The organism is Cereibacter sediminicola, assembly GCF_007668225.1.
In the GTDB taxonomy this organism is placed as follows: domain Bacteria; phylum Pseudomonadota; class Alphaproteobacteria; order Rhodobacterales; family Rhodobacteraceae; genus Cereibacter_A; species Cereibacter_A azotoformans.
Window position 1 is genome coordinate 185556 of the sequence record NZ_VDEK01000005.1, and the last position, 20755, is coordinate 206310.

Genomic DNA, 20755 nt, shown 5'->3' on the forward strand with positions numbered 1-20755 from the left:
CTGCAACAGTCAAGGGAACTTCAGCGACCCTCGTTGCTTTCCCTCGAGCATGCTGCTTATTCAGCATCACGAGGAACAGTCTTGGGGGCACCCGGCCGCCTCAGCTCAATCTGACCGGGTGCCAAATCTGGAGGTCACAAATGAAGAAACTTGCGCTCGCCGCTGCCCTGTCCATCGCCGCCACGTCCGCCTTTGCCGGCGGCATGGCCGAACCCGTCATGGAACCGGCCATCGTGGAAGCCGAAACCGCGTCGTCGGGCGGCATCCTCGTTCCGCTGATGCTTCTGGTGGTCGTGGCTGCCGTCGCCGCCAACTGATCGGCGCGACACAGGATCCGGGGCGGCGGGGAAACCTGCCGCCTTTTTCGTTTCCGCAAGCGGTGCCGGGGCCGGTCTCAGTCCCGGCCCACCCAGCCCGCGAGATTTTCCTCGATCACGGCGACCAGCGCCTTGATATGCGCCTCATCGTCGTTGAGGCAGGGGATGTAGGTGAACTCCTCGCCACCGGCCTCTTCAAAGGCCTCGCGGATCTCGCCGTTGATCTCTTCCAGCGTCTCGATGCAGTCGGCCGAGAAGGCGGGCGCGATCACCGCGATCCGCTTCTTGCCGGCGCGCGCCAGTTCGGCCACATGCTCGACCGTGTAGGGCTTGAGCCATTCCTCGGGGCCGAACACCGACTGGAAGGTCGTGTCGATCGCGTCCTTGTTCCAGCCCAGCCGCTCGCGCAGCAGGCGCGAGGTCTTGGCGCACTGGCAATGGTAGGGGTCGCCGGCGAGCAGGTAGCGTTTCGGCATCCCGTGGTAGGAGGCCACGAGCACATCCGGGCGGTGGTCAAGATCGGCGTAGGCCCGCTCGACCGACCGGGCCAGCGCGTCGATATAGAGCGGATGGGCGTAATATTCCGGCGCCGTCCGAACCGCGGGCTGGCGCTTTTCCTTCATCATGGCGCGGAAGAACTGGTCGTTGGCCGTCGCCGAGGTCGCGCCGGCGTAATGCGGATAGAGCGGGAAGAAGAGGATCTTCTCGCATCCCGCATCAACCATCGCGCGCACGCGGCTTTCCGTCGAGGGATTGCCGTAGCGCATGCAGAAATCGACCATGACCCGGTTGCCGTGAAGCGCCCGCATCTCGGCGGCGATCTTCGCGGTCTGGTCGCGGGTGATGGTCATGAGGGGGCTTTCGCCCTTGTCGTGGTTCCAGATCAGCTTGTAGTTGGCGCCCGACGAGAATGGGCGCTTGGACAGGATCAGGATCTGGAGAAGCGGCTGCCACTTCCAGGCCGGGTAGTCGATCACGCGCTTGTCCGAGAGGAACTCGTTCAGGTAGCGCCGCATCGACCAGTAGTCATAGTTGTCGGGCGTGCCGAGGTTGGCAAGCAGGATGCCGATCTTGGGCTGCGGCAAGTCCGGGTGGTCGGCGGGCGCGTGGGTCAGCCGGTCTTCGCCGGGATGGATCGGCTCTTCGGCCCCCAGGGTTCGCGCCTGCTCCGGCGTGGCTTGCAGCATCGGCGTCATTCCGCTTCCATACATTCAATCCGTGAGACACATATAGGCATTGGGACCGGGGTCAACCATCGCCCTTGTGGATGGCATCCTTCCGCGCCGCCTCGAGCGCATCCGCAAGGCTCTGCGCGGCCGACCCGGGGCGGAGCGGTTTCTGCTGGCTGTCATGCGGGGCCCAGCCGGTCAGGCAGATGATCTCGAAGCTCGCCACGATCCGGTCATCGGCCCGGCGCGGGTAGCGGGCCTCGGCCTCGGCAAAGAGCGCGCGCCGGCTCGGGCGGCGGAGCCGGGCGTCGAGGGCGTTGGACTCGCCCATCGCCCGCAGGTCGCGCATCAGATGCAGCGTATCGCGGTAACGCACCTCACGGATGAGCGAGTCCGCCACCGGAAGCGCAAAGCCGGCCCGCTGCAGAAGGCCCCCCAGGTCCCGGATCTCGGCCATCGGCAGCACGCGAGGCGAGAGGCCGCCGCTCACCGCGGCCTCGGCCTCGGCGAGCGCGATCCGCAACTCCGACAGCGTCCGCCCGCCGAACAGAAGCCCCAGGAACAGCCCGTCCGGCCGGAGCGCCCTGCGGCACTGGACCAGCTGGCCGACGGGATCGTTGGCCCAGTGCATCGCCAGCGCATGTATCACGAGATCGTGTGCCTCGGGCTCGAGCGCGAGCCGATCGGCGTCCGCCACGATCGGGGCATCCGGCAGCCGATCGCGCCAGACTTCGGGGAAGGCCGAGACCACGGCGGGGGCCGTAAACCTCCTGTTAACCTCGGCCAGTCTTTCCTCGATCTCGAGGGCGGCTTCCTCGTGCAGGAACAGTTCGGGCGCGCGTCGGGCGCGGGTCCGGTTCCGGTCGAGGGCGGTGCGGTCGGTCAGGGTGGGGGTCATGGGGCCTCTGGCGCGAGGTAAGGGGGGCGGCATGGGATTGCAAGCGGCGCTGCGCCTTCTGTTCCCGCCCCAGTGCCTGCTCTGCGAGACGCTGGTCACGACCGAGTTCGGCCTCTGCGGCCCGTGCTGGCGCGAGACACCCTTTGTCGCCGGTCTCGTCTGCGATCTCTGCGGCAGCCCGCTGCCGGGCGAGGATCCGGGCCACCCGGTTCATTGCGACGAATGCCTGACCTCGGCCCGACCCTGGGACCACGGGCGCGCGGCCATGCTCTACCGCGACAATGGCCGCAAGCTTGTGCTGGCGTTGAAGCATGGGGACCGGCTGGATCTGGTGCGGCCTGCCGCGGGATGGATCCTGCGCGCCGCACAGCCCCTCCTGTCGCCCGGCGTGCTGGTGGTGCCGGTGCCCCTGCACTGGACCCGCTTGCTCGGGCGCCGCTACAACCAGTCGGCCCTGCTCTCGGCGGAACTGGCCCGGCAGGCGGGGCTGGACCATTGTCCCGACGCGCTGGTGCGGGGGCGCAACACCCACAGCCAGGAGGGTCGCAGCCGGGAGGGCCGGTTCGAGAACATGACCGGCGCCATCCTGCCCCATCCGAAGCGCGGCCGGTTGCTGCGCGGACGACGTGTGCTGCTCGTAGATGACGTGATGACCTCGGGCGCCACCCTCGCCGCGGCGACCGAGGCCTGTCACGGGGCCGGCGCCACCCACGTCTCGGTGGCCGTGCTGGCGCGCGTTGCGAAGGACGCCTAAATCCCTATAGTCACGAACGACCGGAAGGGAATGCCATGAAGCCCGTCGAGATCTACACCACGCCCACCTGCGGCTACTGCCAGGCCGCCAAGGCGCTGCTGCAGCGCAAGGGCGTCAGCTACGCCGAGACCGACGTCAGCCGCGATCCGTCGCTTCGCGCCGCCATGACCCAGCGCGCCCACGGACGGCGGACCGTGCCGCAGATCTTCATTGGTGGCCAGCATGTCGGCGGCTGCGACGATCTCTTCGCGCTTGACGGCGCCGGCAAGCTCGACCCGATGCTGGCGGACTGACAGGCGATGCGTGCAGCCCTCGTCCAGCTCTCGGTGAGTGACGACCCGGAGGCCAATCTGCCGGTGACGCTTGGCCATGTCCGGGCGGCGGCCGAGGCGGGCGCGGGCTTCGTGCTGACGCCGGAATGCACCAACGCCCTGTCCTCCAGCCGCGAGCATCAGCGCCGGATCCTCCGCCATGAGGAAGAGGATGCGACCCTGGCCGCGCTGTGCGAGGCGGCGGCGGGCTCGGGCATCTGGCTGCTGGTGGGCTCGATCGGGCTGCTGACGCACGACGCGGACGGCCGCTTTGCCAACCGCAGCTTCCTGATCGCACCGGATGGCAGCGTGGCGGCCCGCTACGACAAGATCCACATGTTCGACGTGAACGTGTCCGAGACCGAGGTCTATCGCGAGTCCTCAGCCTATCGGCCCGGAACGAACGCGGTGCTTGCGCGGACCGATCTCGGCGCGATCGGCATGACCGTCTGCTACGACCTGCGCTTCCCGCACCTCTATCGGCGGCTGGCGCAGGCGGGGGCGCAGATCCTGACGGTTCCGGCGGCCTTCAATCACCTGACCGGCGCCGCCCACTGGGAGGTGCTGCTGCGCGCGCGCGCGATCGAGACCGGCTGCTTCGTGCTGGCACCGGCCCAGACCGGCTTTCACGCCGAGGCCGGGGGCAAGGGGCGGCGCACCCATGGCCACAGCCTCGCCATCGCACCGTGGGGCGAGATCCTTGCGGATGCGGGCACCGAACCGGGTGTGACGCTGGTCGATCTCGATCTTTCGCAGGTCGAGCGGGCGCGCCATCGCGTGCCCTCGCTGGGCCATGACCGATCGTTCGACGGCCCCTGATGGCGGAGCGGAACGAGGAACTGGCGGTGGCGCTGTTCGGCGAGCTGTTCATGGCCGACCAGCTCGCCCGGAACCGGCTGTCGAAGGTGCTGCCGAAGGGGATGGAGCTGTCGCATTTCGGCGTGCTGAACCATCTGGCGCGCGCTGCCGAAGAGCGGACGCCCGCGCAGCTTGCCCGCGCCTTCCATGTGACGCGCGGCGCCATGACCAACACTCTGGCCAAGCTGGAATGGGCGGGACATGTCCATATCCGGCCCGACTGGGACGATGCGCGGCGGAAGTTCGTCTCGATCAGCCCCTCGGGCCGCAGCGCCCGCGATGCCGCGGTGGCCGCCATCGCGCCGCTGATCGCCGAGGTGGTGGAGGCGCTGGGCGCCGAGCGGGTGCGCGCGGTGCTGCCCGTGCTGCGCGAGATGCGGACAAGGTTCGAGGAGGAGGACTGAATGACCGCGCGTCTCCTCGTGCTGGGTTCGACCGGGCGGATCGGGTGCCTGCTGCGCCGCGCCTGGCAGGAGCCACCCGAGGGGCTGGCCCCGGTCTGGCATGGCCGCGGCGCCTCGTCCGATCTCGCCTGGGACATGCTGGCAGAGCCCTGGCCCGGCGGTCGGGCCGACGTCGTGCTGACATTGGCCGGCGTGACGAACCGGGCCGGGAGGCTTGAGGACAATGGGGCGCTGGGCATGGCCGGCTGCCGTGCGGCCGAGGCCGCGGGCGCGCGCCATGTTTTCCTGCTGTCTTCGGGCGCCGTCTATGGCTCGGCCCGCAGCGAGGATCTGTCAGAAGCGGACGAGCCGCGCCCCGACACCCCCTACGGCGAGGCTAAGCTCGCGATGGAGCGGGCCGCGCTGGAGTGGCGGCGGCCGGGGCGGCCGGGGCTCACGATCCTGCGGCTGGGCAATGTGGCGGGGGCGGATGCGCTTCTTGGCCCTCGGCGCGCACCGGGCGAGAGCATCGTGCTCGATCCCGTGCCGGGCGCGGGCGGGCCGGTGCGGACCTACATCGGCCCGGTGAGCCTTGCCGATGTGCTGGCACGGCTTGCGCGACTGGCGATCGGTGGCGCGCCGCTGCCCGAGGTGCTCAACCTCGGGGCCGCGCCGCCGGTGGACATGGCCGATCTCCTCGAGGCGGCGGGGCTCGCCTGGAGGTGGGGTCCGCCGCGCGATGACGTGATCCCGCGGGTGGGTCTCGCGCTCGACCGGCTGGCGGCGCTGTGTCCGCTGCGCGCCGATGCCGGCACGCCCGCTCGCCTCGTGGCGGAGTGGAGGGCGCTGGCATGACCCCCGCAAAGCGTCTCCTGGACCTGATCGTGGCGCTGGCGCTGGTGCTTGTGCTGGCGCTGCCCTTCGCGCTGTTGCTGCTGATCCTGCTTGTCGTCGAGGGCCGGCCGCTGTTTTACGTGGCCGAGCGCATGAGGGCGCCGAATGAGCCGTTCCAGCTCTGGAAGCTGCGCACCATGCGGCCGGCGGAGAGGAACGACGGCGTTTCGGGCGGCGACAAGACCGACCGGATCACGCGCACCGGCCGGTTCCTGCGCCGCACGCGCCTCGACGAGATCCCGCAGCTCTGGAACGTGCTGCGCGGCGACATGAGCTTTGTCGGGCCACGACCTCCGCTTCGCCGTTATGTCGAAGACTACCCGGACCTCTATGCGCGCGTCCTGCGCAGCCGGCCGGGAATTACCGGGCTGGCCAGTCTCCATTTCCACAGGCACGAGGAAGGGATTCTCGCGCAATGCCGGACGGCCGAGGAGACGGACCGGACCTACAGGGAGAGATGTATCCCCCGAAAGGCGGAGCTTGACCTCATCTATCAGCAGAGGCGCACCCTTTGTCTGGATCTGGCGCTCATGTATCAGACGGTTGCGCGGGTCATGGTGTTGCGAAATCGGCAACCTTTCGCAAAGGAACGCACGGCATAGTGCCGCCAAGCTTGTAGTGATTCCTGGCCTCGACTAGGGTTTCCTCATTCGATTATCGGAGTTTTCTTGGGCATAGAACAATGTCGGTCTCGGGGACGACGAACAGTCCGATACAACCGCGGCGACAAGAGGGCAGGGCACTCCAAGTGAAGAAACTCCTGTTCGGTCTGGTGGACCGACTGACCCGAGGTCAGAAGCGCATCGCGATGCTTCTGTCGGATCTTCTGGTGGCGCCGCTCGCGCTGCTCATGACCGGGATCTTCATCCGGGGTCAGGCCTCCGCATTGGAGTGGGTGCTCTTCCCGGCTTCCGTGCTGATCGCGGGCGGGATTTCCGTGCTGCTCGGGATGCCGCGGATCAAGCTCAATGCCTATGAGTCGGTGGCGATCCTGAAGACCGCCGCCTTTGCCTCGATGCTGACCATGGCGCTGGCGCTGGTGGCCACGCTTTCGGGTGTGCATGTTCCTGCGGCGGCAGCCATCCTCTATGGTCTGCTGTTCTTCATCCTTGCCGTGGCCACGCGAATGGCGATGCTGCATGCCCTGCTCTGGGTGCTGCAGGTCGATCAGAAGGGGTGCCGTGTCATCATCTATGGCGCCGGCAACACGGGCACGCAGCTGGCGGCCGCGCTCCGCTCGCGGGGGGCCATCCGGCCCATCGCCTTCGTCGATGACAATCCGACGCTTCACGGCATGATCATCGGCGGCCTCAAGGTCCATCCGGCCGAGCGGCTCGAGCGTCTTGTGCGCGAGCGCGACGTCACGCGTGTCCTGCTGGCGATGCCGTCCGAGTCGCCGGCACGGCTTGCGAAGATCGTCCAGCGGCTTCAGGCGGAGGGTCTCGATGTCCAGACGGTTCCGTCCTTCGCGCAACTGGTGGGCGAGGAGAAGCTTGTCGACAACCTGTCTCCCTTCACCTTCGGGCGGTTCCTGGGTCGCCAGCAGATCGAGGATGCGCTGCCGCAGGGCGCCGATGCCTATGTCGGCCGCGCGATCCTCGTCTCGGGGGCGGGTGGCTCGGTCGGATCGGAACTCTGCCGGCAGCTTCTGCTGATCCGGCCCCGGCGCATCGTCCTTTTCGAGATCAGCGAGATCGCCCTCTACAACATCGATCGCGAACTGCGGGAGATGGCCGAGGGCACCGGAGTGGAGATCGTGCCTGTCCTTGGCTCGGTGACGGACTCGCGTCTCGCGCGCATGGTCATGCAGGATCACGAGGTCGAGGTCGTCTTCCATGCGGCGGCCTACAAACATGTGCCGCTGGTCGAGCACAATCCGATTGCCGGTCTTGCCAACAACGTGCTTGGCACCCGCACGCTCGCCGATGCGGCACATGAGGCCAGGGTCGCGCGCTTCATCCTGATCTCGACCGACAAGGCGGTGCGCCCCACCAACGTCATGGGCGCCTCCAAGCGGCTGGCCGAACTGGTGATCCAGGATCTGGCCAAGCGATCAAAGGGCACGATCTTCTCGATGGTGCGCTTCGGGAACGTGCTCGGGTCCTCGGGCTCGGTCATCCCGCTCTTCAAGGAGCAGATCGCGCGGGGCGGCCCCGTAACACTGACCCACGAGGATGTCACCCGCTTCTTCATGACGATTTCCGAGGCGGCGCGTCTGGTGCTGCTGGCAGGGTCGTTCGCCCATCAGGGAGAGAGCCGCGGGGGCGACGTGTTCGTGCTCGACATGGGCAAGCCGGTGCGCATCCGCGACCTGGCCGTGCAGATGATCGAGGCTGCGGGCAAGTCGGTCCGGGATGAGCGCAACCCGTTTGGCGACATCGAGATCGTGGTGACGGGCCTGCGTCCCGGCGAGAAGCTGCATGAGGAACTGCTCATCGGCGAGGGGTTGCTCACGACGCCGCATTCCAAGATCCTCCGGGCGCAGGAGGACAGCCTCTCCGAACTCGAGATGGCGACGGCCCTTCGGGCGCTGCGCAGCGCAATGGCGACAGGCGATGCAGAGGCCGCGCGCCGCGTGATCCTCTCCTGGGTCGAGGGCTACAGACTCCCCGAGGTTGTGGCGGCAAAGCGATAGCTGGCAACGCTCTGCCGAGGCGACGGGCAAATGCCATTGTTTGCGGGGAACGGGCTGCCTAGAGTGCGGTCAACGAACGAGGTGACCATGGCAATGCCTTCTCCCGCGCGTCGGCGCGGTCTTCTCGCGGGCGTGTCCTGTGCCGCACTTGCGGCGACGGCCCCCGCCCTGTCCGAGACGCGGCCGACGTTCAACCTGTACGGTTCGACCGGCCTGATCGACATGCCTTCGGGAGAAGCGCAGCCGGACGGGATCCTCAGCACCAGCGTCTCCAGCTTTGCCGGCATCACCCGGACGACCCTGACCTTCCAGATCACGCCCCGCCTTTCGGCGAGCTTCCGCTACGAAGGGATCGGCGACTGGAATGCCGCCATCCCCGAGACAGACCGGACGGGCGTCAACAAGTTCAGCACCTATTACGACCGCAGCTTCGACCTCCGTTTCCGGGCCTTCGACGAGGGTCGCTACATGCCCTCCGTCACGGTCGGCCTGCAGGATTTCGTGGGCACCGGCATCATCAGCGGCGAATATATCGCCGCGACGAAGCACGTCCTGCCGAACGTCAAGGTCACGGCCGGCGTGGGCTGGGGCCGTCTCGGCAGTTACGGCAGCTTCGGCGGCTTCGGCACCCGCCCCGAATTCCAGCCGACCGAGAGCGAAGGCGGCGAGGTCAACGCCGACCAGTGGTTTCGGGGCGATGCCGCGGGTTTTGCGGGGATCGAGTGGCAGCCCACCGACAAGTTGAGCCTGAAGGTCGAATATTCCTCCGACTCCTATGAGGAGGAAGCCGAAAATCGGCGCATCTTCGATCGCAAGAGCCCGTTCAACTTCGGCGCCGAATATGAGGTGTCGCAAGGCGTTCAGCTCGGCGCCTACTACATGTATGGCAGCGAACTGGGCATCGGCCTGCATTTCGTGTTGAACCCGCGGGAGCGCGTTTCGACGGGGCTTGTCGATGGCGCGCCGACGCCGATCCGTCCGCGACCCTCCCGTGCGGCGGACCCGGATGCCTGGTCCGCCGAGTGGGTGACGCAGGCCGACGCCACGAGCCTCCTGCGCAACAACATGCAGAAACAGCTCGACAACGACGGCCTGCTGATCGAGGCCTTCGGCACCGATGGCCGGACGGCCCAGATCCGCATCCAGAACGTCCGCTATGACGCCGAGGCGCAGGCCATCGGCCGGACCGCCCGCGCCATGGCCTACTCGCTGCCGGCCTCTGTCGAGACCTTCGAGATCGTGCCCGTGGTCAACGGCATGCCTCTCTCGAAGGTCACGGTGCGCCGATCCGATCTCGAACGGCTGGAGTTCGCGCCGGACGCCGCCACCCGGATAAGGCCCCGCATCGCCGTGGGAGAGGCCGGCGCTCCGATCGAGGGCCTCGCCTTCGATTCCGACCGCTATCCGAAGCTGAACTGGTCCTTCGCACCCTATCTGCGCACCAGTCTGTTCGACCCCAAGGAGCCCATCCGCGCCGATGTGGGTCTTCGCCTGCGCGGCCAGTATGAGGTCACGCCCGGCATCCTGTTGTCAGGTGTTCTCAGCCACAGGCTCGCGGGGAACCTCGACGGCCAGAACCGCTCGGAGTCAGGGCTTCCGCGGGTTCGGACGGACAACTACCTCTACAGCCGTGACGGCGAGACCACGCTCGACAGCCTCACCGCAAGTTGGTACGCGCGCCCGGCCGAGAACTTCTACAGCCGCGTGACCGTCGGCTATCTGGAGCGCATGTACGGCGGCGGGTCGGCCGAGCTGCTCTGGAAGCCGGTTGACAGCCGTCTCGCGCTTGGCGCCGAGATCAACTACGCCAAGAAGCGCGAGTTCGAACAGGGGTTTGGTTTCCTGTCGGGCGACGAGGCCTATGACATCGTGACCGGCCACGCTTCGGCCTATTACGATCTTGGCAACCAGTTCGTCGGGCAACTGGACGTGGGGCGATATCTCGCGGGGGACATAGGCGCCACCCTGTCCATCGACCGGGAGTTCGAGAACGGCTGGAAGGTCGGGGCTTTTGCCACGCTGACGGACGCGTCGTCGGAAGAGTACGGCGAAGGATCGTTCGACAAGGGCATCCGGATCAACATCCCGTTGGCCGCCCTGCTGGGGCAGCCCACGCGGGAAAGCTCGGCGACCACCATCCGCCCGTTGTCGCGTGATGGCGGCGCCAGGTTGGATATCGAAGGCAGGCTGTACGAAATCGTGCGCCATTATCATGCGCAGGAACTTGACGACCAATGGGGGAGATTCTGGAAGTGACGCGGTCTCCGATCCGGCTCACTCTTGCTGCCTGCGCAATGCTCGCCTCCTGCGGGTCGCAGGAAGATGCTCACGCAACCTTCTTGAAGCTGGGTCTGGCGGGGATCACCACGAGGGGAGAGAGCCCCGGTAGCGGCGCAGAGGGTCTCACGCGAGCGAAGATCTCGCGGGTTACATCGCCGCTCATCGTTGCGGAAGTTGAGAAAACTGGAGCCTGGGCTCTGATGGTGCCGTTCCAGATCAACGGTGATGTGGTGACATGGTCCTCCAACGATGATCGGACTGTTGCGCTGCGGGACGGCATCCTTATCGCGACTCGCGGGCTCGGCCCGGATCTGATGTCGGCCGAAGTTCCCTCCGCTTCGCAGATTGCCTCTGGAAGTGGCAGCCATCGCAGGGTGAATTACCTTATTGACGGGCTGGACCAGACCGTCAGGCGCGAGTTCCGTTGCACGCTCGCAACGGATGGCATCAAAACCATTACAATCATCGAGCGAAACTATCCGGCACGTCATGTGTTGGAGCATTGTGAGGGAGCTACGGGGCGGTTCACCAACGAATATTGGGTCGATGCGGCCGGCTCGATCCGCCAGAGCTGGCAGACATTCGATCGGATGCTCGGAATGGTCAGGATCAGCCGGGTTATCGATTGACGTAAACCCGATGTTCGGACTTTTCTGGTAGTTGTCCCTATGGTATCAGGTAATCAAGCGGCCATCATACTTGGAGAAACGCAAATGAAGAAACTCACTGCTCTCGTGGCATCTGCTGCGCTCGTCTCGTCCACCATGGCGGCCTTCGCTGGCGGCCCGGTGGTTGTGGTTGACGAAGCCGAACCGGTTGCCGTCGTCGCTGCCGAAGAAGCCGGCACCCTGGGCGGCGTGCTCCTCCCGGTGCTCGGCGCCGCCGCGATCATCGCCCTGATCGCTTCGGACAGCGACTCGGACTCCGACTCGTAATTAATTCGACCTGTAGGTCGACACGAAATGAAGGCCCGCGTTGCTCGCGGGCCTTCTTCATTCCCCGACAGGTGAAGTGTGAGCGCCGAAGGCTTCTGGCATGCGCGGTGGCGGCTGCTGGTGCGGCTCTATGATCGGATCGACTCGGCCGATCTCAACCTTGCGGCGGCCGGGATCGCCTTCTACGGCTTCCTCGCCATTTTTCCCGCGGTTGCGGCCCTGATCGCCATCTGGGGTTGGGCCTCGGACCCGAGCGTGATCCGCGCGCAGATCGACCTCGCGGCCGATTTCCTTCCCGAGCAGGCCTACGCCCTCTTCCGGGGGCAGGTGGAGGCGCTGCTGGCCGCCAACAGCCGGCACCTCGGCTGGGCGAGCCTCTTTACCACGGGGGCGGCCATCTGGTCGGCGCGCGCGGGCGTGGCCGCCCTCATCCGCGGACTGAACGCCACCCACCGGCTTCCGAACCGGATGGGGCCCTGGCATATCGTGCGGGCCATCGTGCTGACCCTGACGCTGGTCGGGGTCGGGCTGGTCGCCATGCTGCTCTCGGTCGTCGCGCCGCTGGTGCTGAACGTCATCCCGCTCGGCGATTTCAACCAGAGGGTTCTCGAGCTTGCCAACGTCGCCGTCGGGATGCTCGTCGTCATCTTCGGGGTGGCGCTGGTGTACCGCCTCGGACCGAACCGGCCCAAGGGCAGCCCGAAACCCGTGGTGACCTGGGGTCTTCTGACCGCCGTCACCCTCTGGGCGCTGGCCTCGCGGGCGCTCGTTTTCTACCTCGCCAACTTTGCGAACTACAACGAGGTCTATGGCTCGATCGGGGCCGTGGTCGCGCTGCTCGTGTGGCTTTATCTCAGCGCCTTCGCGGTCCTGCTCGGCGCGGCGGTGGATGCCGTCCGCGCCGCGCCGCACTGATCCTCAGTAGTCCCGCTCGATGAAGATGCCGAGCGAGGTGTCGCCCTCCGTTCCGACGCTGCCGCGCAGCTTGATGCTCGAGGTGATGTCGAGATTGAGGTTGATCTGGCTCTGGCCCTGCTGGTCCACCTCGACCTGCGTATAGACATTCTCCGAGATATACTTCCCCGCGCGAACCGAGGTGCCGCCATCGGCATCCGTCGCCACGTCGAGATCATCAAGGCCGAAGCCCTGACGCAGCCGGCCGATCACCCCTTCGCCGCCGCGCCCGGCGAGCGTGGCCACGGCGCTTGCAAGCTGCGCCGCCTGTAGCGGGCTGATCGTGTCGAGCCCCCGGCCGAAGAGCAGGCGCGAGATGACCTCTTCCTCCGGCAGTTCGGGCGATGAGGTGAAGCTCACCTCCGGCTCATCGGCGCGCCCTTCGATCACGACCGAGGTCGTGATCCCGTCGTTCTGGCTTGACGCCACGACGCGGATGAAGGGCACGAAATCTCCCTCCAGCAGCAGCTGCGCCTCGCTGAGCACAAGCCGCTTTCCCAGGATGTCGAGCCGCCCGCGGATCAGGTTGAAGGCGCCGCTCGGCACGACATTGTCGGTCGTGCCCGCCAGCAGGACTTCACCCCCGAGTTCGGCATCGAGGCCGCGACCGCGGATGAAGATCCGATCGGGCGAGCTGATGAGAAGGTTCAGCCCGAACGGCACCGCCGAGCGACCGCCCGCGGCCCCGCGGCCGCTGTCGATCAGGCCCGCTCTGGCGCGGGTTGTCCGCACGGCGGCCGGCTCGTTGCGGTGCTGCAGATTGGGCAGACCGTTCGCGCCGCCAAACCCGGTCGAGGGGATGCGCAGCTCGGTCTCTTCGAGGTCGATGCGCCCGGCGATCTGGGCGCCTCCGGCGAGCGGCCCGCGGATCGTGACCCTGCCGCTGGCGGTGGTCTCGTACAGCTCGGGATCGCGCAGGACCGCGCGCGAGATGTTGATGGCGAGGTCCGAGGTGAAGGGCGCCTCCAGCCCGATCGCTCCCGACACGGCCAGCCGACCCCCCGCCGCCGGGCTGCCCTGAAGATCGACCGTCGCCCTCCCGTTCGAGAGGTCGGCGGTGGCCTGCAATCCTTCGATGATCAACCCCAGATCGGTATCGGCGAAGCGCCCCCCCGCGAGCGACACGCGGCCCGAAACCGAGGACAGCGCGGGCTGCCCATTCACCCGCAGGTCAAAGCGGATGGGACCGGCCACGTTCCGGGGCTCGATGAACGGATTGGCAAGCGCCGCTTCGGCGCTGCCGGTGATGGCCAGATCGAGGGTCGAGCCGTCCTCGGCGGCGGTGCCCTGGGCCCGCAGGTTGATCTGGCCGGGGCCCTGGGCGCGCATGTCGATCTGGTAGCCGCCACCCGTGCTCCGGGCGGTGCCCGTCACCGTGAGCGGCCCGGGAAATTGCGGCACCAGAAGCGCGAGGTTCGACAGCCGCGCGTCGAGCGTGAGCGTCCGGTCGTCTCCGGCGGCCGAGCCTTGCGCCTCGACGGTGAGTTGCGGGTTGCGGAGGTCGGCCCGGTCCACGCGGATCGCGCCATCCACCAGCCGCACCTGCGCCGCCAGGGTGCTTTGGCCGCGCAGAAGGGTGTCGGCCGTCGGCTGGCCCACGCGCAGGTTCGTCCCCCGAGCGTCGGCCGTGATCGTGGCATTCTCCGGCGTGCCGCTGAAGCGTGCCGTGGCTGCCAGCGCGCCTCCATATTCCGAGCCGAGCACCGACAGGTCGCTGAAATCGAGGTCAGCGGTCACGTCGCTGCCTTCGGCGGCAAGCCGGCCCGCCGCCGAAAGATCCAGCGTCCGGGCGTTCACCGTCGCGCGGTCGAGAACGAGGGCGCCCTCGTCGAGACGCCCGGCCACATCGATCCGGGAGGTCCCCTCCAGAAGCGCGTCCACCTGAGGCTGGCCCATGCGCAGATCCTGACCCGTCGCGGTGGCCACGATCTCTCCGGCCTCCGGCGTGCCGGTGAAGCGCGCCTCTGCCTCCATCCGCCCGCCGTAGGCCGGACCCAGAACCGCGAGGTCCGCAAGGGCCACATTGGCCGAAATGTCGCTGCCGGCGGTGGCCAGCGTGCCGGAGGCGGTGGCGGTCAGGCTCTGCGCCTCGATCCGCAGTGCGCGAAGGCGCGTGCCTTCGGTGTTGCGGAGAAGCGAGATCTCCACCTGCGACGTGCCGCGAAGGAGATTGTCCAGCTCTGCCTGACCCAGGGCCAGATCCGTTCCGGTCACCGTGGCTTCGGCGTCGATGGCCCCGGTCAGCGCGGCGTAGCTTCCCGTGGCCGTGCCCGTTCCACGCCCTTCCAGCGGGCGCCCGGCCAAGCCCGAGAAGCGGGCGAGATCCTCGAAGCGGAGATTCGCCTCGCCCGAGATGGCCAGGCCGCTTGTCAGCCCCTCGAGCGTCAGGTCGGCCGAGAGGCCGAAGTCGTCGCCCTCGAGCGTCACCCGCGGCAGCCTGAAACCGTCGGCGCCCTCGATCCAGCTGAAGTCGGCCGTTCCGGCGATCCGCGGGCCGAGCGCCGCCGAGAGGTCGGGATCGGCGGGCTGCAACTGGTCGGCGGCGTAGTCGAAGCTGCCCGAGACCGTCGCCGTGCCGCCCTCGGCGCGGGCGATCCGGCCCGAGCCGTCAAGCGCGACGGCTCCGGCCGAGAAATCCGGCCGATCCAGACCGGCCACCTGCAGGCGGGCGGTCCATGCCTCGCCCTGCGTCGCATCGAACGACACGTTCAGGTCCGCGCGACCCACCCGCGTTTCAGGGCCCGAGAGAGGCAGCAGCACCGGCGTCCCATCGGCCGAAGCGATCTGCCCGGCGAGCGCAATCCGTTCGGGCAGGCCATCGGCCGCGAGCACGAGATTGCCTTCCAGCCGCAGCGCCTGTGTCGCGAGGTTGAGGCGGCTGAGGTCCAGCCGCCCGTCGGAGGCCCGCGTTCCGGCCACATCGAGTTGCACATCCGGTCCGAAGAACTCGGCATAGTCGGGCAGGAACAGGGGCGCGACGTTGCCACCCAGCACGGCTGCGAACTGGCGCCCCTGTGCCGCGTCCCCCTGAAGCGTCACGCGCCCCGCAAGACGCTCTTCGCCGTCGGTCACAAGCCGGATGTCGGCCGTGTAATCGGACAGCGGGCCCGTTCCCTGCACCGTCAGCTCAAGCGGAGGATTGCCCGGCAGGTCCAGAAGGGTTGCCGCAATACCGTTCGCGGCTTCGGTCAGGGCCAGATCCAGCGCAAGCTGGCGGCTGGTGTTCGAGAAACTCGTGGTCATCCGCAGCTCGCCCTGCGGACCGTCGGTGCGCCGCGCCAGAAGCTGCGCCTGCCCCGAGCCGCCCGCGAGCGAACCCGACGCTTCCAGCGTCGCCTCGACGGCGGTGCCCAGCACGGGCGCGCCCAGAACGAGCCGGTTGGCCGCAATCCGCCCGATCTCGACCGCAACCGGCAGATCGGGCAGCGCGAAGTCGCGGGCCTCGGGCGAGGGCACGTCGATGCCATCGTCAGCCACCGGCAGCCGCTCGAGCAGGATCTCGGCGGCCGACAGCTCCGACACGGACAGCCGCCCCGTGAGCAGGGCCGAGCGGCTCCAGTCAAGCACCACCCGGTTCAGCGTGAGCCACACGCCCTGATCGTCGGCGATGGTGAGCCGCTCGACGGTCGCGCGCGACGAGAGCGCGCCACGAAAGCCCTCGATCCTCACCTCGCGGCCGGCGGACGAGAGATTGTCCTCGATCAGGGCCTGAAGGAATCCGCGATCCTCTTCCGCCGACTGGGCGAAGGCCGCGACGGGCAGGAGAAGCCAGAGAAGGAAGAGGAGGATCCGCATCAGAAGGCCTGCCCTATGCCGATGTAGATCTGCACGCCGTCGCCGGTGTCGCCGCCCACCGGGCCTGCGACATCCACCCGGATGGGACCGAAGCCGGTGGCGTAGCGCACGCCGAGACCCGCGCCCGCGTGCCATTCGTCGCGGTCCGAATCGATGCCTTCGGCGGTGACGTAGCCCGCGTCGGCAAAGGCCACGACGCCGATGTTCCGGGTGATCGGGGCTCGGAACTCGGCGGACAGCGCGGCAAAGCGCGTGCCGCCGATCTTGTAATCAGGGTCGCTCGCGTCGGGACGCACGCCGAGCGACTGGTAGGGCTGGCCGCGCACCGTGCCGCCGCCGCCCGAGTAGAAGAGATATTCGCGCGGGGTCTCGATCAGCTCGGGGCCGAAGACCGCGCCCGCCTGAAGGCGGCCGGCGAGGACGAAGGGCCGATCCTCGTCGCCGAAGCCGAAGAAGGCGCGACCGTCGAGCGTGAGCTGCCCGCCCGATCCGGTCTCGCCGAAGCCCTGGAAGGGCGTGGCGCCAGCGGCGACGTAGAAGCCTTCGGTCGTGTCGAGGTCGTTGTCGCGCCTGTTCCAGATCAGCGTCCCCGGCAGCGAGACGTATTCGTAGACATATTCGCCGAAATCGTCCTCGACGTCAGAATAGGCGTAGGAGACGCCGATGCTGCCCGTCAGCTGCCGGCTGAACAGCCGCGTGAGCGAGGTGTTCAGCGTGATCGTGTCGGCGAGGAAATCCTCCTCGTCCAGACGCTCCACCTGCACGCCGAAGCCGAGGGTCGTGTCGGCCGTCGGCGTCGCGGGCCGATCGAGCGTCACGCCGAGGCGGTAGTCCACGCCGCTGTTCGACGCGCCAAGGTTGTCCACCTCGCCTGTCACCGTCAGCCGCTCGCCCCCGCCGAGCAGGTTCCGGTGCATCCACTGGCCGGTCACGGTGGCGCCCTCGAGGCTCGAGACCTCGACGCCGAAGCTGTAGCGCCTCGGCAGTTCCTCGACCACGGTCGCGGTGATGCCGAGCAGATCGGGCGCCGTCACCGCCTCGTCCTCGGTGAGCGAGACCGAACGGAAGACGCCTGTCCGGCGCAGGCGGTCGGCGCTGTCCTGCAACTCCTCGGGGTCATAGACTTCGCCCGTGGGCAGGTTCGCGATCTTGTGGATGCGCCGCTCGCTCATCCGCCGGGCACCGACGATGCGCATCTCGCCGAAGCGGAGCCGCGGCCCGGGGGCCATGCGGACATCGGCGTCGAGGATCTGCCGGGCGTGGTCGGCGACGACCGTTTCCGATCCGACATCCACCTTGGCAAAGCCGGCCGACCGCCATCCATCGGCCGCGGCCCTGACCGAATCCTGAACCAGCGTGCTTCGGGCGCGCTCTCCGGCGCGGAAATCGTCGGGCAACTCGGTCTCGGGCGCCAGCGGCGCGACCCTCGCCAGCCCGAAGCGGAAGGGCGGGCCCACCTGGACCTGCACGATGATGGTGCGGATGGTCTCGGGCGCGTCGAGCGGCGGGATCTGCGCGGCCTCGCGTCCGTCCACGAGCACGTTGACCACCGGCGAGTAATAACCAAGGCCATAGAGAGCCGTCACGAGGCGTCCGTACTCGGCGCGGGCGGCGCTCAGCAGGTCCTGCGCGTCGCCTCCCTCGACATCGCGGGCCGCGATGAGGGCCGAGGCGCCCTTGATCGTGCGCTCGACCTCGTCATTGCCGCCGGCGACGCGGAATTCGAGTCGGTCCAGCGTCTGGGCCGAAGGCGCCGCGGATGTGAAGGCGAGGCCGACAATCCCGGCAAGGAGGCCGAGCGACCGGATGCAAGAGACGGACACGCAACCTCCCCCGAAACAGATGTCTGCCGAAACTATTGCAGGTAGAATCTGCTGCGACAACCGGCAGACCCCGTTCTGCCCCCGGACAGCGGGGCATCGTCAGGATACAATGGCGCATTTCCGCCGGAAGTTCCGGGGTTTCACCGCCTTCCATGCGATTCTTCATGTGGCCGAACGGCCACGTCCAACTATTGCGCGGCCACGTCGCGCACAGGCGCAACGAGCCGCTCTCCCAGCGCGGACAGGGCGAGGGCGGCCGCTCCGTGTGCCCAGAGCATCTCGCCCCAGGCGTGGATCTCGATCTCGGGCAGGGAGCGGCCGGTCTCGAGCACGAGGGCGTTCATCTCGGCCAGCGTGTCTTCGGCGTAGAGATAGTCGAAGCGCAGCCGGGCTCCGGCGAGGATGATGAGCGGCGGATCGACGAGATTCACGATATTGGCCAGCCCGACCGCGAGGTAGCGCCCCGCTCGTCGGAAGATCGAGCGCGCCGCCTGGTTGCCCGCCTTGGCATGGTCGTGCAGGCTCTCGAGCAGGATCGCCATCGACTGGCTTTCGCGATGCGTCCAGTTGAGGGCGGTCGTCGCCTCGCGCGCGAGGGCATAGTCGGCCACATAGGCTTCGAGGCAGCCGCGTTGCCCGCAGCGGCAGAGCGCGCCGTCGAGCTGCACCTTGGTGTGGCCAAGCTCCATCCCGATGCCGCGGGCGCCGCGGAAGATCCGGTGGTTGGTGACCATCCCCATCCCGAGCCCGTGCTCGATGGTGACGACCACGAAATCCGACAGCCGACGCCCGGCCCCGAACCACAGTTCGGCCATCGCGCAGAGGTTCGCGTCATTGTCCACCTGCACCGGCAGGCCCAGCCGCTCGGTCGCAAGCCGCCCCAGCGGCACGTCCCGCTCGGCCAGGATCGAGGACCAGAGCACCCGCCCGCCGGTGCTGTCCACATAGCCGGGCAGACCGATGCCCACCGCCGCAAGCTCCTGCCGCGCAAGGCCCGCCTTGGCCGTCACCCGGTCGAGCAGCGTCTCGAGCACCGCGAGAAGCGCGGCCGGCGCCAGGGCCACGGGGCGGCGTTCCTCGTGATGTTCGGCGAGCAGCCGGCCGGCGAAGTCCATCACCACGGCCGACAGGTCGCGATCCGAGATCTTGAGGCCGACCACGCGATGCGCCGCCCCCCGCACCCCCAGCGCGACGACCGGCCGGCCCCGGCCGCTTTCTCCGCCGCGGCGGGTGGCCACCTCCTCGACCAGCCCGGCCTCGATCAGCTCCGAGACAATGGTCGTGACCGAGGCCGGGCTGACGCCGAGATCGCGCGCCACCTGCACCCGGGCGGTCAGACCCGCGGCGCGCACCCGCTCGAACACCTGCTGGCGCAGCGAGCGCGAGGTTTCGGCGAGCGGCGGAATCAGGGGCCCGCAGCCAGTGGTCGGCCCGGGCGCGGCGCGTTTGCGGATCTGCCGAGACATTTATTTCCCGTCCAAAATAATGATGCTGCAGATCATCTGTCGCGCGCCTTCAACTTGTTGATGTCCGGCCTTCTGGCGCGTCTGTGCTGTGCACATCCAGATTGAGGGGTCAAGTTTACTTTGACAACTGAAATTATTCCGGCCAATCCTGTGCTGTGGCGGCGATTCCGCCGCACCAAGGGAGGTCTAGAAAATGCGAACTGCCCTATTGGCCGCCGTGGTCGCCACGGCTGGCTTTTCTTCTGCCGCGCTGGCCCAGAACCTGACCGTGGGCGTAAGCTGGTCGAACTTTCAGGAAGAACGGTGGAAGACCGATGAGGCCGCGATCCGGCAGGCCCTCGACGCCGCCGGTGCGACCTATGTCTCGGCCGATGCGCAGTCCTCCTCGGCCAAGCAGCTCTCGGATGTCGAGGCTCTGATCTCGCAGGGGGTCGATGCCCTGATCATCCTCGCGCAGGACGCCGATGCCATCGGGCCCGCGGTGCAGGCCGCCGCCGACGAGGGCATTCCGGTCGTGGCCTACGACCGGCTGATCGAGGACAACCGCGCCTTCTACCTGACCTTCGACAACGTCGAGGTGGGCCGGATGCAGGCGCGCGCCGTGTTCGAGCAGGCGCCGAAGGGCAATTACGTCATGATCAAGGGCAACGCCGCCGATCCCAACGCCGATTTCCTGCGCGGCGGCCAGCAGGAGGTGCTGCAGCAGGCCATCGACGCCGGCGACATCACCATCGTGGGCGAGGCCTACACCGACAGCTGGCTGCCCGCCAACGCACAGCGGAACATGGAGCAGATCCTGACCGCGAACGACAATGCCGTGGATGCGGTCGTGGCCTCGAACGACGGCACCGCGGGCGGCGCCATCGCTGCGCTGACGGCGCAGGGGATGCAGGGCATCCCGGTCTCGGGGCAGGATGGCGACCATGCCGCGCTGAACCGCATCGCGCAGGGCACGCAGACCGTCTCGGTCTGGAAGGACTCGCGCGAACTCGGCAAGGCCGCGGCCGAAATCGCCCTCGCGATGGCTGGCGGAGCGGCGATGGAAGAGGTCGAGGGCGCGCAGAAATGGACCTCGCCGAAGGGCACCGAGATGAACGCGGTGTTCCTCGAGCCGATTGCGATCACCAGAGACAACCTGTCCGTCGTGGTGGATGCCGGCTGGATCGGCCAGGACGCGCTCTGTCAGGGCGTGTCGAACGGGCCGGCGCCCTGCAACTGATCCGCCTCTGATCGGGCGCCCCGCCGGCCGGGGCGCCCCTGACCCCGGCGCCACGCCGGCCCAG

The 20755-nt window shown here is 68.0% G+C and carries 18 protein-coding genes; 13 read left to right on the forward strand and 5 right to left on the reverse strand.

Annotation, left to right across the window (positions count from 1 at the left end):
• Positions 1-140: 140 nt before the first annotated feature.
• Positions 141-317: a hypothetical protein gene (locus tag FG154_RS05900; protein WP_145105280.1), complete on the forward strand. Its 177-nt coding sequence runs from the start codon at positions 141-143 to the stop codon at positions 315-317.
• Positions 318-394: 77 nt separating this feature from the next.
• On the opposite strand, the gene hemH is transcribed toward FG154_RS05900, so the two are convergent.
• Complete coding sequence (hemH, locus tag FG154_RS05905; protein WP_186312296.1) at positions 395-1528, reverse strand: ferrochelatase; 1134 nt, start codon at positions 1526-1528, stop codon at positions 395-397.
• Positions 1529-1565: 37 nt separating this feature from the next.
• Positions 1566-2384, reverse strand: coding sequence for a methyltransferase domain-containing protein (locus tag FG154_RS05910; RefSeq protein ID WP_145105285.1), 819 nt, complete (start codon positions 2382-2384; stop codon positions 1566-1568).
• 31 nt (positions 2385-2415) lie between these two features.
• Here FG154_RS05910 and FG154_RS05915 point away from each other — a divergent pair, with 31 nt between their 5' ends.
• From FG154_RS05915 to FG154_RS05965, 11 genes are all read left to right on the forward strand, one after another.
• Positions 2416-3138 carry a ComF family protein gene (locus FG154_RS05915; protein WP_145105289.1) on the forward strand — a complete coding sequence of 241 codons (723 nt, stop codon included), beginning with the start codon at positions 2416-2418 and terminating at the stop codon, positions 3136-3138.
• A 35-nt stretch (positions 3139-3173) separates the two neighbouring features.
• A complete protein-coding gene (gene grxC / locus FG154_RS05920; RefSeq protein WP_145105291.1) occupies positions 3174-3431 on the forward strand; it encodes a glutaredoxin 3 in 258 nt (85 codons plus the stop codon).
• Positions 3432-3437: 6 nt separating this feature from the next.
• Complete coding sequence (locus tag FG154_RS05925) at positions 3438-4268, forward strand: carbon-nitrogen hydrolase family protein (protein WP_145105294.1); 831 nt, start codon at positions 3438-3440, stop codon at positions 4266-4268.
• Positions 4268-4711, forward strand: a complete 444-nt coding sequence (locus tag FG154_RS05930) for a MarR family winged helix-turn-helix transcriptional regulator (protein ID WP_145105297.1) — start codon at positions 4268-4270, stop codon at positions 4709-4711. Before FG154_RS05925 ends, FG154_RS05930 begins: the two co-directional genes overlap by 1 nt.
• Positions 4712-5545 carry an NAD-dependent epimerase/dehydratase family protein gene (locus FG154_RS05935; RefSeq protein ID WP_145105300.1) on the forward strand — a complete coding sequence of 278 codons (834 nt, stop codon included), beginning with the start codon at positions 4712-4714 and terminating at the stop codon, positions 5543-5545.
• Positions 5542-6186: a sugar transferase gene (locus FG154_RS05940; RefSeq protein WP_145105303.1), complete on the forward strand. Its 645-nt coding sequence runs from the start codon at positions 5542-5544 to the stop codon at positions 6184-6186. Before FG154_RS05935 ends, FG154_RS05940 begins: the two co-directional genes overlap by 4 nt.
• Positions 6187-6332: 146 nt before the next feature.
• Positions 6333-8219, forward strand: coding sequence for a polysaccharide biosynthesis protein (locus tag FG154_RS05945; RefSeq protein WP_145105305.1), 1887 nt, complete (start codon positions 6333-6335; stop codon positions 8217-8219).
• An 87-nt stretch (positions 8220-8306) separates the two neighbouring features.
• The gene (locus FG154_RS05950) at positions 8307-10475 is read left to right on the forward strand and encodes a YjbH domain-containing protein (RefSeq protein WP_145105308.1); all 2169 of its coding nucleotides are present in this window, start codon (positions 8307-8309) and stop codon (positions 10473-10475) included.
• Positions 10454-11128: a YjbF family lipoprotein gene (locus tag FG154_RS05955; protein ID WP_145105310.1), complete on the forward strand. Its 675-nt coding sequence runs from the start codon at positions 10454-10456 to the stop codon at positions 11126-11128. The genes FG154_RS05950 and FG154_RS05955 overlap by 22 nt, the downstream gene beginning before the upstream one ends.
• An 84-nt stretch (positions 11129-11212) precedes the next feature.
• Positions 11213-11434 (forward strand): hypothetical protein, encoded by a 222-nt coding sequence (locus FG154_RS05960; protein WP_145105313.1) that lies wholly within the window; start codon positions 11213-11215, stop codon positions 11432-11434.
• A gap of 78 nt (positions 11435-11512) precedes the next feature.
• On the forward strand, positions 11513-12349 hold the full coding sequence (locus FG154_RS05965) for a YihY/virulence factor BrkB family protein (protein WP_145105316.1): 837 nt from the start codon (positions 11513-11515) through the stop codon (positions 12347-12349).
• 3 nt (positions 12350-12352) lie between these two features.
• Here the strand turns inward: FG154_RS05965 and FG154_RS05970 are convergent, their stop codons facing one another.
• The 3 genes from FG154_RS05970 to FG154_RS05980 form a co-directional block, all read right to left on the reverse strand.
• Positions 12353-16183: a translocation/assembly module TamB domain-containing protein gene (locus tag FG154_RS05970; protein ID WP_145105319.1), complete on the reverse strand. Its 3831-nt coding sequence runs from the start codon at positions 16181-16183 to the stop codon at positions 12353-12355.
• Positions 16183-18006: an autotransporter assembly complex protein TamA gene (locus tag FG154_RS05975; RefSeq protein ID WP_145105322.1), complete on the reverse strand. Its 1824-nt coding sequence runs from the start codon at positions 18004-18006 to the stop codon at positions 16183-16185. The genes FG154_RS05970 and FG154_RS05975 overlap by 1 nt, the downstream gene beginning before the upstream one ends.
• Before the next feature lie 188 nt (positions 18007-18194).
• Positions 18195-19472 (reverse strand): ROK family transcriptional regulator, encoded by a 1278-nt coding sequence (locus FG154_RS05980; RefSeq protein WP_145105325.1) that lies wholly within the window; start codon positions 19470-19472, stop codon positions 18195-18197.
• Positions 19473-19665: 193 nt separating this feature from the next.
• On the opposite strand from FG154_RS05980, the gene xylF reads away from it, so the two are divergent.
• A complete protein-coding gene (gene xylF / locus FG154_RS05985; protein WP_011909567.1) occupies positions 19666-20691 on the forward strand; it encodes a D-xylose ABC transporter substrate-binding protein in 1026 nt (341 codons plus the stop codon).
• Positions 20692-20755 lie beyond the last annotated feature (64 nt).

What these genes read in the sequence shown, in the direction of transcription:
- FG154_RS05915 (WP_145105289.1), top strand. Translation starts at nt 2,416, where the DNA reads ATGGGATTGCAAGCGGCGCTGCGCCTTCTGTTCCCGCCCCAGTGCCTG.
- FG154_RS05955 (WP_145105310.1), top strand. Translation starts at nt 10,454, where the DNA reads ATGGGGGAGATTCTGGAAGTGACGCGGTCTCCGATCCGGCTCACTCTT.
- FG154_RS05930 (WP_145105297.1), top strand. Translation starts at nt 4,268, where the DNA reads ATGGCGGAGCGGAACGAGGAACTGGCGGTGGCGCTGTTCGGCGAGCTG.
- hemH (WP_186312296.1), bottom strand. Translation starts at nt 1,528, where the DNA reads ATGTATGGAAGCGGAATGACGCCGATGCTGCAAGCCACGCCGGAGCAG.
- FG154_RS05950 (WP_145105308.1), top strand. Translation starts at nt 8,307, where the DNA reads ATGGCAATGCCTTCTCCCGCGCGTCGGCGCGGTCTTCTCGCGGGCGTG.
- xylF (WP_011909567.1), top strand. Translation starts at nt 19,666, where the DNA reads ATGCGAACTGCCCTATTGGCCGCCGTGGTCGCCACGGCTGGCTTTTCT.
- FG154_RS05910 (WP_145105285.1), bottom strand. Translation starts at nt 2,384, where the DNA reads ATGACCCCCACCCTGACCGACCGCACCGCCCTCGACCGGAACCGGACC.
- grxC (WP_145105291.1), top strand. Translation starts at nt 3,174, where the DNA reads ATGAAGCCCGTCGAGATCTACACCACGCCCACCTGCGGCTACTGCCAG.
- FG154_RS05935 (WP_145105300.1), top strand. Translation starts at nt 4,712, where the DNA reads ATGACCGCGCGTCTCCTCGTGCTGGGTTCGACCGGGCGGATCGGGTGC.
- FG154_RS05980 (WP_145105325.1), bottom strand. Translation starts at nt 19,472, where the DNA reads ATGTCTCGGCAGATCCGCAAACGCGCCGCGCCCGGGCCGACCACTGGC.
- FG154_RS05960 (WP_145105313.1), top strand. Translation starts at nt 11,213, where the DNA reads ATGAAGAAACTCACTGCTCTCGTGGCATCTGCTGCGCTCGTCTCGTCC.
- FG154_RS05940 (WP_145105303.1), top strand. Translation starts at nt 5,542, where the DNA reads ATGACCCCCGCAAAGCGTCTCCTGGACCTGATCGTGGCGCTGGCGCTG.
- FG154_RS05925 (WP_145105294.1), top strand. Translation starts at nt 3,438, where the DNA reads ATGCGTGCAGCCCTCGTCCAGCTCTCGGTGAGTGACGACCCGGAGGCC.
- FG154_RS05900 (WP_145105280.1), top strand. Translation starts at nt 141, where the DNA reads ATGAAGAAACTTGCGCTCGCCGCTGCCCTGTCCATCGCCGCCACGTCC.
- FG154_RS05970 (WP_145105319.1), bottom strand. Translation starts at nt 16,183, where the DNA reads ATGCGGATCCTCCTCTTCCTTCTCTGGCTTCTCCTGCCCGTCGCGGCC.